The organism is Pseudomonas syringae (assembly GCF_000737245.1).
GTDB classification, from domain to species: domain Bacteria; phylum Pseudomonadota; class Gammaproteobacteria; order Pseudomonadales; family Pseudomonadaceae; genus Aquipseudomonas; species Aquipseudomonas syringae_J.
Genome location: NZ_JPQU01000045.1, coordinates 17,915 through 31,932 on the forward strand (window position 1 = coordinate 17,915; position 14,018 = coordinate 31,932).

The following is a 14,018-nucleotide window of genomic DNA, read 5'->3' on the forward strand; positions in this document are numbered from 1 at the left end:
TATGAGCGACTTGTCCTCTGTCAGCGAACACCTTCTGGCACCCGGCGGCTTGAATCTCGACAGCTTGCAATCAGTGCTGGGCGAGCTGGCGGGTCCAGGCATCGATGCCGCCGACCTGTATTTCCAGGGGCAGATTTCCGAATCCTGGTCGCTGGAAGACGGCATCGTCAAAGAAGGCAGCTTCAACCTTGATCAGGGTGTCGGCGTGCGGGCGCAGTCCGGTGAGAAAACCGGCTTTGCCTACAGCAACGCGATCACCCACGAAGCGCTGACCACCGCTGCTCGCGCCGCTCGTTCGATTTCTCGGGCCGGCCAGAATGGTACGGTGCAGGCCTTCACGACTCAGGACGTGGCCCAGCTTTACGCCCCGGATAACCCGCTGGAAGTCATGACCCGCGCCGAGAAGGTCGAACTGCTCAAGCGTGTCGACGTTGCCACGCGGGCGCTGGATTCGCGTATTCAACAAGTCACCGTAAGCATGGCCGGGGTTTGGGAGCGGATTCTGGTCGCTTCCACGGATGGCAGCCTGGCGGCGGATGTACGGCCGCTGGTGCGCTTCAACGTCAGCGTCATCGTCGAACAGAATGGCCGTCGCGAGCGTGGCGGGCATGGCGGCGGTGCACGTACCGATTACCGCTATTTTCTGAGCGACGATCGCGCCATGGGCTATGCCCGTGAAGCGTTGCGTCAGGCATTGGTCAACCTCGAAGCGATTCCTGCGCCAGCTGGCACCTTGCCGGTGGTGCTGGGTTCCGGCTGGTCGGGCGTGCTGTTGCACGAAGCCGTCGGCCATGGTCTGGAAGGGGATTTCAATCGCAAGGGCAGTTCGGCCTACAGCGGTCGCATGGGTGAAATGGTCGCGTCCAAACTGTGCACCATCGTCGATGACGGCACCCTCGCTGGCCGTCGTGGCTCGTTGAGCGTCGATGACGAAGGCACGCCGACCGAGTGCACTACGCTGATCGAGAACGGCGTCCTCAAGGGCTATATGCAGGACAAGCTCAACGCACGCCTGATGGGCGTTGCCCGTACCGGCAATGGTCGTCGTGAATCCTATGCTCACTTGCCGATGCCGCGCATGACCAACACCTACATGCTGGCTGGCCAGAGCGATCCAGAGGAAATCATCGCTTCGGTTAAACGCGGTATTTACTGCGCCAATCTCGGCGGTGGACAGGTAGACATCACCAGCGGCAAATTCGTGTTCTCCACGAGCGAAGCCTATCTGATCGAAGACGGCAAAATCACTGCGCCGGTCAAGGGTGCGACGCTGATCGGTAATGGGCCGGAAGCCATGAGCAAGGTGTCGATGGTCGGTAACGACCTGTCGCTGGACAGCGGCGTAGGCACTTGCGGCAAGGATGGTCAGTCAGTTCCGGTAGGCGTAGGCCAGCCGACCCTGAAGATCGATGCGATCACGGTGGGCGGCACGGGAGGTTGAGGGTGAGAGGGGGAGCGGGCTGGTTTGCAGCCCGGTCCCCATCGAGATTTAACGCAAGCCGCGTTGCTTCTCGTCCAGCTCACGAATGTATTTGAAGATTTTTCGGCTCGAAGCGGGCGCTTTGTTCTGCGCAAGCTCGTGTTGAGCCTGACGGATCAATGAGCGCAGTTGCTGACGATCCGCTTCCGGATAGTCGTTAACAAACGACTCGAGAACCGCGTCATCACCCGCGATCAGGCGATCACGCCAGCGCTCCAGACCGTGGAAACGTTCGTTGTATTGGCGAGTGGAGGCATCGAGTTGATCCAGAAGCACCAGAATGGCGTCCAGATCCTGATCGCGCATCAGCTTGCCAATGAACATGATGTGCCGTTTGCGTGCGATGTTCGCAGTGTGCTTGGGCGCATCGGCCAGTGCTTTACGCAAGGCGTCGGTCAAGGGCAACTTGGCCAGCAAGTCGGGCTTGAGAGTCGTCAGGCGCTCGCCAAGGTCAACCAGAGCATGCAGCTCGCGTTTGACTTGGGTTTTGCTTTTCTCCCCGTCGAGGGAGTCGTCGTAAGAATCAACCATGGGGGCAGTCCGCAAATAAACGCCGCCATGATAACCAGTCGGGGGCCTCTTGTCCGGCCCGCTCGGTATTCGGCCAGTGCCGAAAGCAGAATTTGATGGAGAAAGTCATGAGTGCATCACAAAGCGTCGGCCCACAAGCCTTGCCCGCACTGCAGGATCAGGTCGAGCAAATCATCGCCGAAGCCAAGCGTCAGGGTGCAAGTGCCTGTGAAGTGGCAGTGTCCCTGGAACAGGGCCTGTCGACTTCGGTTCGCCAGCGAGAAGTGGAAACCGTCGAATTCAATCGCGACCAGGGTTTTGGTATCACCTTGTATGTCGGTCAGCGCAAAGGCTCTGCCAGCACCTCGGCCAGTGGCGCCGATGCCATCCGCGAAACCGTTGCTGCGGCCTTGGCCATTGCCAAGCACACCTCCGAAGACGAAAGTTCCGGTCTGGCTGATGCGGCGTTGATGGCCAAGGAGCAGCAGGACTTCGACCTGTTTCACGCCTGGGATATCACCCCCGAGCAAGCCATCGAAAAAGCCCTGATCTGTGAAGCTGCGGCTTTCGATGCCGATGCACGGATCAAGAACGCCGATGGCACCACTCTCAATACTCACCAAGGCTGCCGGGTTTACGGCAATAGCCATGGTTTCATCGGCGGCTATGCCTCGACTCGCCACAGCCTCAGCTGCGTAATGATTGCTGAGGGCGAAGGCCAGATGCAGCGTGACTACTGGTATGACGTGAGTCGCCAGGGCGAGCTGTTGGCTGATCCGCTGAGCATTGGGCGCAAGGCCGCCGAGCGCGCTGCGAGCCGCCTGGGTGCGCGTCCGGTGCCGACCTGTGAAGTGCCGGTGTTGTTTTCCGCTGAGTTGGCCGGTGGTCTGTTCGGCAGCTTTCTCGGGGCGATTTCCGGCGGCAACCTGTATCGCAAATCATCGTTTCTGGAAGGCTGCATCGGCCAGCGTCTGTTCCCCGAGTGGCTGACGCTTGATGAACGTCCACACTTGATGCGCGCCATGGGCAGTTCGGCGTTCGATGGTGATGGTCTGGCGACCTACGCCAAGCCGTTTGTCGAGAATGGCGAATTGGTTTCCTACATCCTCAGCACGTATTCGGGTCGCAAACTCGGCCTGCCGAGCACGGCCAACGCAGGTGGTGTTCATAATCTGTTCGTCACCCACGGCACGGAAGATCAAGCAGCGTTGATCCGCCGTATGGGCCGCGGGTTGCTGGTGACGGAGTTGATGGGCAGCGGCCTGAACATGGTGACTGGCGACTATTCCCGTGGCGCAGCTGGCTTCTGGGTTGAGAACGGCGAGATTCAGTTCCCGGTTCAGGAGGTGACTATTGCCGGCAACATGCGCGACATGTTCAAGCAGATCGTCGCCGTTGGCAGCGATCTTGAACTACGCAGCAACATCCGAACGGGTTCCGTGCTGATCGAACGCATGACCGTGGCCGGTAGCTGATTTTCACACGAATGGCTCGGCCCGTTGGAGCGAGGCTTGCCCGCGAATCAGTCGATGCGTTGTATCAGGCAGACCGCGTCACCGCTCTTCGCGGGCAAGCCCGGCTCCAACAGATGAGCGAGATTTTTCTGTGGGAGCGGTGCTTGCCCGCGATAAGGATCACTCGGTGGATCAGGCAGACCGCGTCACCGCTCTTCGCGGGCAAGCCCGGCTCCAACAGATGAGCGAGATTTTTCTGTGGGAGCGGTGCTTGCCCGCGATAAGGATCACTCGGTGGATCAGGCAGACCGCGTCACCGTGCTTCGCGGGCAAGCCCGGCTCCAACAGATGAGCGAGATTTTTCTGTGGGAGCGGTGCTTGCCCGCGATAAGGATCACTCGGTGGATCAGGCAGACCGCGTCACCGTGCTTCGCGGGCAAGCCCGGCTCCAACAGATGAGCGAGATTTTTCTGTGGGAGCGGTGCTTGCCCGCGATAAGGATCACTCGGTGGATCAGGCAGACCGCGTCATCGTTCTTCGCGAGCAAGCTCGACTCCCACGGGTCATCACATGCTCCAACATATTTCTCCTTCCATTCCTAAACCATTCACCCTCTACGGTTGTTTTGATTCTCAATATCATTTAATAATGAATATCATTATCCAAAATGAGCCGTGGTCATGGGTCCTGTTCTGCATCCGCTTCCTGCGCATCTGGAAAACTGGCGAACGCTGAGTTTCAGAATTCGCTGCGCCCTTGAGCCTGACGAGCCTCGGCTGATTGATCACTACCTGGCTGAAGGCCGTTATTTGGCGCGGTTTACTGCAACGCCCCAGCGCATGATCGCTGAAACCTCCTTTCGACTGCTCATGAATACCGCCCGCGACACCCTGCTGCCCTGGCACTGGCGCTCCCTGTGCGTTGATCAGGCGTGGCGGCCGCTGCGTGAATTGCAGGCGTTGATCAACTCCCCGGCTGACCAGCAACGTTGGCAGGCCTGCACTTGGCAACTCGCGACCTGTTTGCTGCAACCCTCGATCTCTCTCACTGAACTGGTGCAAGGAAACTCCGATGAGTAATACCCGTATCGAACGCGACAGCATGGGCGAGCTACAGGTGCCGGCCGAGGCTCTGTATGGCGCGCAGACTCAGCGTGCGGTGAATAACTTCCCCATCAGCAATCTGCGCATGCCCGCACAGTTCGTCCGTGCGTTGCTGCTCGCCAAGGCTGCTGCCGCCCACGCCAACCTTGAGCTGGGGCAGATTTCCGCGGGGCAGAGCGAGGCCATCGTCAGTGCCTGCCAGGAATTGTTGAGCGGCGACTACATGGCGCATTTTCCCGTGGATGTGTTCCAGACCGGTTCTGGCACCAGCACCAATATGAATGCCAACGAAGTGATAGCAACCCTGGCCAGCCGTGTGCTGGGCGATAAGGTCAACGCCAACGATCACGTCAACTGCGGGCAGAGCAGCAACGACATCATCCCGACCACGATTCACGTCAGCGCTGCGCTGGCATTGCACGAGCAACTGCTGCCGGCACTGACCCATCTGGTGGAAGTTATAGAGCGCAAAGCGGATGAAGTGCACCCGTTCATCAAAACCGGACGCACGCACCTGATGGACGCCATGCCTGTGCGCATGAGCCAGGTGCTCAACGGCTGGGCCCAGCAGATTCGCGCCAACATCGAACATCTGCAAGGGTTGCTACCAAGCCTGCAGGCCTTGGCTCAGGGTGGTACGGCGGTTGGGACCGGGATTAACGCGCATCCAGAGTTTGCCCAGCGGTTCAGTAGTCATTTGAGCCGCTTGAGCAATGTGGCGTTTGTGCCGGGCAAGGATCTGTTTGCATTGATCGGATCTCAGGACACCGCGGTCGCCGTCTCCGGGCAACTCAAGGGCACGGCAGTATCGCTGATGAAAATCGCCAATGACCTGCGCTGGATGAACTCAGGCCCGTTGGCGGGTCTGGGCGAAATCGAACTGGAGGCATTACAGCCGGGTTCGTCAATCATGCCGGGCAAGGTCAATCCGGTTATTCCGGAAGCCACCGCCATGGTGGCAGCACAGGTCATTGGCAATGATGCGGCAATTACCGTTGCCGGTCAGTCAGGCAACTTCGAACTGAACGTGATGCTGCCGATCATCGCCCAGAACCTTCTGAGCAGTATTGAGCTGCTGGCGAACTCCAGCCGCTTGCTGGCCGACAAGGCCATCGCCAGCTTCAAGGTCAACGAGGCCAAGCTCAAGGAAGCGCTGTCGCGCAACCCGATTCTGGTGACGGCGCTGAACCCGATCATTGGTTATCAGAAGGCCGCCGAAATCGCCAAGACCGCTTACAAACAGGGCCGGCCGATCATTGATGTCGCCCTTGAACACACCGACCTGCAACGCAGCCAGCTGGAAGCGTTGCTGGATCCGGAAAAACTCACCGCTGGCGGGATCTGACCTGCCACCCATCCCTTGAGGAGTCCCGCCATGGAGCATTGGAAACGCACCATCGAAAAGGCCAATCACTGTTTCATTGCTGGTGAGCTGGTCGACGCTCGTGAGTTGTATTTGCAGGCCCTGGCGCTGGCTCAAGTGCTGTTCGAGCGCTGGCCCAATCCGGATGAAGCGGTGGCGGCCTGTGTCATTTCCCATCACAACCTGGCCGACCTGCACCTGAGCCTCGGCCAGCCTGAGGAGAGCGCCGAGTACCTGTGCGCGATCCACCAACGCTTACTGCACGTCGTGCAGGATCAGCGCCTGCCGCCGTCATTGCGTCAGGCCGCGCTGCGCCATAGCAGCAAAACCTATGCCGAGCTGCTGAGTTTTATCAGCGAGCACGGTGAATACCCGCGAACCCATCGGCTGTTGAACAGCGGCGGCGAACACTCGCGTTCGTCCTTGCAGCGCAATGCCGCCGCGACGTCCGGCTTTTACTACGGAGTACATTGATATGCCGTTTACTTTGCCTGCCCTGCCTTACGCCTATGACGCTCTGGAACCGCACATCGATGCGCAGACCATGGAGATCCACTACAGCAAACACCACCAGACCTACATCAACAACCTCAACGCCGCCGTCGAGGGGACCGAGTGGGCTGAATGGCCAATCGAGAAGTTGGTCGCCGCTGTTGGCCAACTGCCTGAGAAGCTGCGTCCGGCAGTGATCAATCAGGGCGGCGGACATGCCAACCACTCGTTGTTCTGGGCTGTCATGTCGCCAACCGGTGGTGGTTTACCTGAAGGTCTTGTCGCCAAGGCTATTGAGGAGCAACTGGGGGGCTTCGATGCATTCAAGGATGCCTTTACCAAAGCGGCATTGACCCGCTTCGGCAGCGGTTGGGCGTGGCTGAGCGTTAGCCCCGAAAAGAAACTGGTGGTGGAAAGCAGCGGTAACCAGGACAGCCCGTTGATGAATGGCAATACCCCAATCCTCGGCCTGGACGTTTGGGAGCACGCTTATTACTTGCTCTACCAAAACCGTCGCCCGGAATACATCAACGCGTTCTACAACGTTATCAACTGGGCGGAAGTCGCTCGTCGCTATCAGGCTGCTCTGACCTGAATCTCCAATAATCAGATCCAGGGCAGTTTATGCGCACAGAAATACTGAACATCAGCAGTAGGCGGCTGTTTCGCCTGGTATGGGGTTCGATTCTGCTGGTTGCAGGTATGGCTCTTCTGGTCGCCCACGGTCTTGAATGGTTGAGCCTGGTGCGCTTCTGATGTCCGGTGTGCGCGCTTTTTGGCGCATTGGGTGCCGTTCCAGCGCGCCGGATAAGCGCTGAGAAGTATGAGGGGTTATATTCGCTCCCTCGTTAAAGGTAAAACCACTTATAATCCATGGTTTTTACCCTTTGACGCGAGAATGCCGTGAGCTTACCTGCCTGCCCAAAATGCAATTCCGAATACACCTACGAAGATGGCGCACAGCTGATCTGCCCGGAATGCGCTTACGAATGGTCTGCCGACGGCTCAAGTGAAGCCGCCGAAGACGTGAAGGTCATCAAGGACTCCGTGGGCAACACCTTGCAGGATGGCGATACCGTGACCGTCATCAAGGACCTTAAAGTCAAAGGCTCCTCTCTGGTGGTCAAGGTCGGCACCAAAGTGAAGAACATTCGTCTGGTGGATGGCGATCATGACATCGACTGCAAGATCGATGGCATTGGCGCGATGAAGTTGAAGTCGGAGTTTGTTAAGAAGGGGTGAACACTTGCAGCTGAAATTTAGTTACTTCCAGTTTTGAATCACCCGAATCCGAAGTTCGAAAGGACTTCGGATTTCTCGTCTCTGGCGGACCCAAGGTATCGGAACGTTATCTGCCGAAAGCCGTACGGTTCGGTTTGAAATACATTTCCGTAGGAGCGCGCTTGCCCGCGATGACATCCGCACAAGCGATAAACATGTCAGCCCTGAAATCGTATCGCGGGCAAGCGCGCTCCTACAGGATCATGGGCGAGGGCGTCAGCGAGTTCTACTCACTCACCCTCATCAAACTTGTTCTCGATCAATTCAATCAACCCTTCCAGTGCGGCCTGCGCATCGTCGCCTTCGGTCAGCAAGTGGATATCCGTACCTTTGCCGGCGGCGAGCATCATGACAGCCATGATGCTTTTGCCATCGACCATGCTTTCCGGGTTGCGACCAACGCGGATCTGACATGGGAACTTCCCCGCAACGCCAACGAATTTGGCTGCGGCACGGGCGTGAAGGCCGAGCTTGTTGATGATGGTGATTTGACGAGCGGGCATCGCAGGGAAAGTCCTTTCAGCTTAGGTCGCGGTGGCGGACCTGGACATTTTTGAGGGATTGTTGCAGGACCTGACCCAGACGCTCGGTCAGGTAAACCGAACGGTGGTGCCCACCAGTGCAGCCAATGGCAATCGTGACGTATGAGCGGTTACTGGCCGCAAAGCGCGGTAGCCATTTATTGAGGTAGGTGAAAATGTCCTGAAACATCTCTTCGACATCAGGCTGTGCCGCCAGGTAATCCACAACCGGCTGATCAAGGCCCGACTGCTCGCGCAGTTCCGGCTTCCAGTACGGGTTCGGCAGGCAGCGCACGTCGAACACCAAGTCAGCGTCGATGGGCATCCCCCGTTTGAAACCAAAGGACTCGATCAAGAACGCGGTACCGGGTTCAGGCTTGTTCAGCAATCGGAGTTTGAGGGTGTCGCGCAACTGATACAGGTTCAGATGCGTGGTATTGATCTTGAGATCGGCCAGATCAATGATCGGCCCCAGCAAGGTGGTTTCATCCCGGATGGCCTCGGCCAGCGAGCGATCGGCATTGCTCAGCGGGTGGCGACGGCGTGTTTCCGAGAAGCGCTTGAACAGTGTTGATTCGTCGGCATCCAGGTACAGCACATCACACTGGATATTGCGTGAGCGGACTTCCTCAAGCATCTGGGGGAAGCGCGTCAGATGGCTTGGCAGGTTGCGAGCATCAATGGACACGGCCAGTAACGGCTCGGCCAGTTCGGTGTTGATCAGCGCGCGTTCCGCGAGTTCCGGAAGCAGTCCGGCTGGAAGGTTATCAACGCAGTAGAAACCGTTGTCTTCCAATACATCCAGCGCGGTACTTTTGCCCGAGCCCGAGCGACCGCTAACGATGATCATCCGCATGATTAATGCCCGTTCTGCTCGTCCAGCACGACCTGATAAAGCGCCTGGTTAGTTGCAGCGCTGCGTAGACGGTCACGTACTTCCTTGCGATCAAGCATGCTGGCTATCTGGCGCAGCAACTCAAGGTGCGCATCGGTGGCAGCTTCCGGGACCAGCAACACAAACAGCAGGTCCACAGGTGCGCCATCAATAGCGTCGAAATCAACAGGGGCGTCCAGATGCAGCAAAGCGCTGATCGGGGAGACGCAGCCTTTCATGCGGCAATGTGGAATGGCAATGCCATTACCGAAACCGGTAGATCCGAGTTTCTCACGGGCGACAAGACTCTCGAACACCGTTTGCGCATCCAGATCAGGCACTTCTTTGCCGATCAGGTTGGCGATTTGTTCGAGGACGCGTTTCTTACTGCCTCCCGGCACGTTCACGAGGGAACGGCCGGGGGTCAGGATACTTTCAATTCGGATCATTTTTGGGGGTATCAGCGAGCCGTCGCACCTTGGAGGTGGCCGATCTGCTTTTCCTTATGCTTGAGCAGTTGTCTATCCAGCTTGTCGGTCAGAAGATCGATTGCGGCGTACATATCATCATGCTCCGCATTGGCGACGATCTTTGAACCAGGGATGTGCAGGGTGGCTTCGATTTTCTGTTTCAATTTCTCGACCTCCATGATGACCTGCACATTGGTTATTTTGTCGAAGTGGCGCTCTAATCGTCCGAGTTTCTCGTTGATGTAGTCGCGTAGCGCGTCGGTCACATCCAGCTGATGTCCACTGATGTTGACTTGCATACCGCTTTCTCCTTATTGCCAGTGCATAAAGAGGCAGGCTTTTGCCTGCCACTGGAACGCTGTGGCTAGCAACCTGGGCTGCATACGACCTCATCAGCAAGGTCGTTACAGGGCCTCTCGTCACATCAGTCGCTTGCGTTCGCTGGAAGGTGCGATGCCAAGAGATTCGCGGTACTTGGCGACTGTGCGACGGGCTACTTGAATGCCTTGTGCCTCCAGTAAACCAGCGATCTTGCTGTCACTCAACGGCTTTTTCTGATTTTCAGCCGCAACCAGTTTTTTGATGATCGCGCGAATGGCTGTGGACGAACACTCACCGCCCTCGGACGTGCTTACGTGGCTGGAAAAGAAATATTTAAGTTCGTAAATGCCGCGAGGGGTGTGCATGAATTTTTGCGTGGTGACGCGAGAAATCGTCGATTCGTGCATGCCGACTGCCTCAGCAATGTCATGCAGGACAAGCGGCTTCATCGCCTCGTCGCCATATTCGAGAAAGCCGCGCTGATGCTCGACAATTTGCGTAGCGACTTTCATCAGGGTTTCATTGCGGCTCTGCAGGCTTTTGATGAACCAGCGAGCTTCCTGCAGCTGATTGCGCATGAAAGTGTTGTCGGCGCTGGTGTCAGCCCTGCGCACAAAACCTGCGTACTGTGGGTTGACCCGCAGGCGAGGGACAGATTCCTGATTGAGCTCCACAAGCCAGCGCTCGTTGTCCTTGCGCACGATCACATCGGGAACGACATACTCGGCTTCGCTAGACTCGATTTGCGAGCCCGGGCGCGGATTGAGGCTTTGGACCAGTTCGATGACCTGGCGCAGCTCGTCTTCCTTGAGCTTCATGCGCCGCATCAGCTGTGCATAGTCACGGCTGCCGAGCAGGTCGATAAAGTCGCTGACCAGTCGTTGCGCTTCAGCCAGCCAGCGAGTCTTGGCAGGCAGCTGACGCAGTTGCAGCATCAGGCATTCGCTCAGATTGCGAGCGCCAATGCCAGCGGGTTCAAATTGCTGAATACGGTGGAGGACGGCTTCGATCTCATCGAGTTCGATATCCAGCTCGGGATCAAAGGCGTCGAGAATCTCTTCGAGGGTTTCGTCGAGGTAACCCTGATTGTTGATGCAGTCGATAAGGGTCACGGCGATCAGGCGATCGGTGTCCGACATCGGCGCCAGATTCAACTGCCAGAGCAGATGGCTTTGCAGGCTTTCACCGGCGGAGGTGCGGGTGGTGAAATCCCACTCGTCATCATCATTGCTTGGCAAACTGCTGGCGCTGGTCTGATAGACGTCTTCCCAGGCAGTATCGACTGGCAATTCGTTGGGAATGCGCTCGTTCCAGTCGCCTTCCTCAAGGTTATCCACGGTAGGCGCGGATTCTTGATAAGTCGGTTCCTGAACATCAGGGTTGGGCTTTTGCTCGATATTGTCAGCCAGTGGATCGGCGTTGTCGAAGTCGTCGCCTTCTTCCTGGCGTTCCAGCATAGGATTGGACTCCAGTGCCTCCTGAATCTCCTGTTGGAGATCCAGCGTAGACAATTGGAGCAAGCGGATGGCCTGTTGCAGCTGCGGCGTCATCGTCAGCTGCTGGCCCATTCTCAAGACTAGCGATGGTTTCATGGCTGGGGCTTAACACCTTATTCGCCGGCGCACATGCGCCATCCACTACAGAGCGCCGGGGCGCCAACATAAGCAAATTATATGCCTGAAACCCAAGTGTTTGCCTAGGGTGTGATGGCATTTAATGCTGCATCACCCTAAATACCCCCAGGCATAGCCACCGGGCGGGCAGGCACTCCGGCATTTACAGGCGGAATTCGTGTCCGAGGTAAACCTCTTTCACCAACTGGTTTGCCAGGATGGTTTCCGAATCGCCTTCTGCGATCAGTTGCCCGTCATTGACGATGTAGGCAGTTTCGCAGATGTCCAGCGTTTCACGGACGTTGTGGTCGGTGATCAGAACGCCAATGCCCTTGGCCTTCAGGTGATGAATGATCTGCTTGATGTCCCCTACCGAGATAGGGTCAACGCCAGCGAAAGGTTCATCCAGCAGGATGAATTTCGGCGATGTTGCGAGGGCTCGGGCGATTTCAACGCGGCGGCGTTCACCACCGGACAGGCTCATCCCGAGATTGTCGCGGATGTGCGTGATGTGAAATTCCTGGAGCAGGCTTTCGAGCTCTTTGTTGCGCGCAGCGCGGTCCAGCTCAGGGCGTGTTTCGAGGATCGCCATGATGTTGTCCGAGACCGACAGCTTGCGAAAGATCGAAGCTTCCTGAGGGAGGTAACCGATGCCGGCACGAGCACGACCGTGCATCGGCTGGTGGCTGACGTCCAGATCGTCGATCAAGACGCGACCCTGATCGGCCTGAACCAATCCGACGATCATGTAGAAACACGTAGTCTTGCCGGCACCGTTGGGGCCCAGTAGTCCGACGATCTGACCACTTTCGATTGAAAGGCTCACATCGCGAACCACCTGGCGGCTCTTGTAGCTCTTAGCCAAATGCTGGGCTTTCAGCGTCGCCATTACTGGGCCTTCTGCTGGTCGGTTTTCTTTTTCGGCTGGATCACCATGTCGATACGTGGGCGCGGTGTGGTGACTTTGCTGCCGCCGTTGGCGCGCCCGGCGCTGACAATCTGCTTGACGGTGTCGTAGACGATCTTCTCGCCCTCGGACGTGTTGCCGTCATTGATGACCTTGGCTTTGTCGATCAGCACGATACGGTCTTGAGCCGCGTAGTACTGGATAGTGATCGCGTAGGCTTGGACGATGGGCTTGTCCACGGCTGGCTTCTGCTCGTAATAAGCCAGGTTACCCACCGAAGTGAATACATCGACTTCACCCTGAGCGTTACGCGTGATGGTCACCGTGTTGCCGGTGATCTTCATCGAGCCCTGGGTGATGATTACGTTGCCTTTATAGGTGGCAACGCCTTTCTTGTCGTCGAGTTGTGCATCGTCGGACTGAATGTGGATCGGCTGATCACGATCAGTCGGCAGGGACCAGGCGCTCGCGCTTCCCAGTGCTGCGCCCAGGCCAAGCAAAAAAGGAAGGGTTTTAACGAGCCTCATACTGTCCTCTTACGTTTGAAAGCAGGTCCATCCTGCCTTCGTTCAAATACGCTTTCATTCCCTTGGCCGTGGTCACACCGCCTGCGCCGTCGATTCTAACGGCTTGCTCGGTCTGCGCATATTGCTTCTGTGGGAATACAGTCATTCGACTGCTGGTAATAATGGTTGTACGGTTTTTTTCATCGGTTCGCGCTACGCGTACCGAGTCGATCAACTCAACTTGCTCGCCGCCTGGCGACACCTCACCCGTCTTGCTCTGGATATGCCAAGGAAAGAGGGTGCCGCGATACATCTGCAGGTCCGGCGTGGTCAGCATCGTCACGTCGGTGGCTTTGATGTGTTCAACCTTGTCGGCGGTCATTTCGTACTGCAGTTTGCCATCGGGCAGGTACTGAACGCTGTGAGCATTGATCGCATAAAAGTCGATCGCGCTCTCATCTACCGCTGCGCTGGGTTGATCCATGAAGCTTTCAGGGCTGATGTTCCAGTAGCCCACGCCGCCCAGCAACAATGCCAGCACGCCAAGGACAACAAAGGTTCGAATTTTTTTGCTGAACATAAATGGCTTCTATAGGTAGGCGGCGTGGGCTGCTTCAAGGCTGCCCTGAGCGCTCATGATCAGTTCGCAGAATTCGCGCGCGGCGCCTTCTCCGCCGCGAGCCTGTGTAATGCCGTGAGCGTGCTGTCGGACGAAACCGGCGGCATTCGCAACCGCCATGCCCAAGCCTACACGTCGTATGACCGGCAAGTCTGGCAGATCATCACCCAAATAGGCGACTTGTTCGTAAGCAAGCCCCAACTGGGCGAGCAGTTCGTCTAGCACCACCAGCTTGTCTTCACGGCCCTGATACAGGTGTGCGATGCCCAGGTTCTTTGCCCGACGCTCTACTACGGGCGTCTTGCGTCCGCTGATGATAGCTGTCGCCACGCCAGATGCGATCAGCATCTTGATGCCTTGGCCATCCAGCGTATTGAATGTCTTGAATTCGCTGCCATCTTCCAGAAAGAAAAGGCGGCCATCGGTGAGCACGCCGTCCACGTCGAAAATTGCCAGCTTGATGTTCTTGCCGCGTTGCAGCAGGTCCGTGGTCATTTTGAGGTT

The 14,018-nt window shown here is 57.3% G+C and carries 17 protein-coding genes and 1 pseudogene; 8 read left to right on the forward strand and 10 right to left on the reverse strand.

Annotated features, from left to right (window positions below; genetic code table 11):
* The first annotated feature begins 1 nt into the window (after position 1).
* Entirely contained in the window at positions 2-1,441 is a 1,440-nt protein-coding gene (tldD, locus tag IV01_RS09635; RefSeq protein WP_032629591.1) for a metalloprotease TldD, read from the forward strand.
* Positions 1,442-1,489: 48 nt separating this feature from the next.
* On the opposite strand, the gene yjgA is transcribed toward tldD, so the two are convergent.
* Positions 1,490-2,011 carry a ribosome biogenesis factor YjgA gene (gene yjgA, locus IV01_RS09630; RefSeq protein ID WP_032629592.1) on the reverse strand — a complete coding sequence of 174 codons (522 nt, stop codon included), beginning with the start codon at positions 2,009-2,011 and terminating at the stop codon, positions 1,490-1,492.
* 107 nt (positions 2,012-2,118) lie between these two features.
* Here yjgA and pmbA point away from each other — a divergent pair, with 107 nt between their 5' ends.
* The 7 genes and pseudogenes from pmbA to IV01_RS09595 all read left to right on the forward strand — a co-directional run bounded on the left by pmbA (position 2,119) and on the right by IV01_RS09595 (position 7,644).
* Positions 2,119-3,465 (forward strand): metalloprotease PmbA, encoded by a 1,347-nt coding sequence (pmbA, locus tag IV01_RS09625; RefSeq protein ID WP_032629595.1) that lies wholly within the window; start codon positions 2,119-2,121, stop codon positions 3,463-3,465.
* A gap of 659 nt (positions 3,466-4,124) precedes the next feature.
* A complete protein-coding gene (locus IV01_RS09615; protein WP_032629598.1) occupies positions 4,125-4,523 on the forward strand; it encodes a hypothetical protein in 399 nt (132 codons plus the stop codon).
* The gene (locus tag IV01_RS09610; protein ID WP_032629601.1) at positions 4,516-5,892 is read left to right on the forward strand and encodes a class II fumarate hydratase; all 1,377 of its coding nucleotides are present in this window, start codon (positions 4,516-4,518) and stop codon (positions 5,890-5,892) included. Before IV01_RS09615 ends, IV01_RS09610 begins: the two co-directional genes overlap by 8 nt.
* A 30-nt stretch (positions 5,893-5,922) precedes the next feature.
* Complete coding sequence (locus tag IV01_RS09605; RefSeq protein WP_032629603.1) at positions 5,923-6,384, forward strand: hypothetical protein; 462 nt, start codon at positions 5,923-5,925, stop codon at positions 6,382-6,384.
* A gap of 1 nt (position 6,385) precedes the next feature.
* Positions 6,386-6,997 carry a superoxide dismutase gene (locus IV01_RS09600; protein WP_032629604.1) on the forward strand — a complete coding sequence of 204 codons (612 nt, stop codon included), beginning with the start codon at positions 6,386-6,388 and terminating at the stop codon, positions 6,995-6,997.
* A gap of 29 nt (positions 6,998-7,026) precedes the next feature.
* A pseudogene (locus tag IV01_RS26865) lies at positions 7,027-7,155 on the forward strand (ZIP family metal transporter); the annotation flags it as partial.
* A gap of 150 nt (positions 7,156-7,305) precedes the next feature.
* Entirely contained in the window at positions 7,306-7,644 is a 339-nt protein-coding gene (locus tag IV01_RS09595) for a zinc ribbon domain-containing protein YjdM (RefSeq protein WP_032629606.1), read from the forward strand.
* 269 nt (positions 7,645-7,913) lie between these two features.
* Here the strand turns inward: IV01_RS09595 and IV01_RS09590 are convergent, their stop codons facing one another.
* The 9 genes from IV01_RS09590 to IV01_RS09550 form a co-directional block, all read right to left on the reverse strand.
* Entirely contained in the window at positions 7,914-8,186 is a 273-nt protein-coding gene (locus IV01_RS09590) for an HPr family phosphocarrier protein (RefSeq protein WP_032629609.1), read from the reverse strand.
* A gap of 16 nt (positions 8,187-8,202) precedes the next feature.
* Positions 8,203-9,060, reverse strand: a complete 858-nt coding sequence (gene rapZ / locus IV01_RS09585) for an RNase adapter RapZ (RefSeq protein ID WP_032629611.1) — start codon at positions 9,058-9,060, stop codon at positions 8,203-8,205.
* Positions 9,061-9,062: 2 nt separating this feature from the next.
* Positions 9,063-9,527, reverse strand: a complete 465-nt coding sequence (gene ptsN, locus IV01_RS09580; RefSeq protein ID WP_032629613.1) for a PTS IIA-like nitrogen regulatory protein PtsN — start codon at positions 9,525-9,527, stop codon at positions 9,063-9,065.
* 11 nt (positions 9,528-9,538) lie between these two features.
* A complete protein-coding gene (gene hpf, locus IV01_RS09575; RefSeq protein ID WP_032629614.1) occupies positions 9,539-9,847 on the reverse strand; it encodes a ribosome hibernation-promoting factor, HPF/YfiA family in 309 nt (102 codons plus the stop codon).
* Positions 9,848-9,967: 120 nt separating this feature from the next.
* Positions 9,968-11,461 carry an RNA polymerase factor sigma-54 gene (locus IV01_RS09570; protein ID WP_032629616.1) on the reverse strand — a complete coding sequence of 498 codons (1,494 nt, stop codon included), beginning with the start codon at positions 11,459-11,461 and terminating at the stop codon, positions 9,968-9,970.
* A gap of 184 nt (positions 11,462-11,645) precedes the next feature.
* On the reverse strand, positions 11,646-12,371 hold the full coding sequence (gene lptB, locus IV01_RS09565) for an LPS export ABC transporter ATP-binding protein (RefSeq protein ID WP_032629617.1): 726 nt from the start codon (positions 12,369-12,371) through the stop codon (positions 11,646-11,648).
* Positions 12,371-12,916: a lipopolysaccharide transport periplasmic protein LptA gene (lptA, locus tag IV01_RS09560; RefSeq protein WP_032629619.1), complete on the reverse strand. Its 546-nt coding sequence runs from the start codon at positions 12,914-12,916 to the stop codon at positions 12,371-12,373. The genes lptB and lptA overlap by 1 nt, the downstream gene beginning before the upstream one ends.
* Complete coding sequence (gene lptC, locus IV01_RS09555; RefSeq protein WP_032629620.1) at positions 12,903-13,475, reverse strand: LPS export ABC transporter periplasmic protein LptC; 573 nt, start codon at positions 13,473-13,475, stop codon at positions 12,903-12,905. The genes lptA and lptC overlap by 14 nt, the downstream gene beginning before the upstream one ends.
* A 9-nt stretch (positions 13,476-13,484) precedes the next feature.
* Entirely contained in the window at positions 13,485-14,009 is a 525-nt protein-coding gene (locus IV01_RS09550; protein ID WP_032629621.1) for a KdsC family phosphatase, read from the reverse strand.
* Positions 14,010-14,018 lie beyond the last annotated feature (9 nt).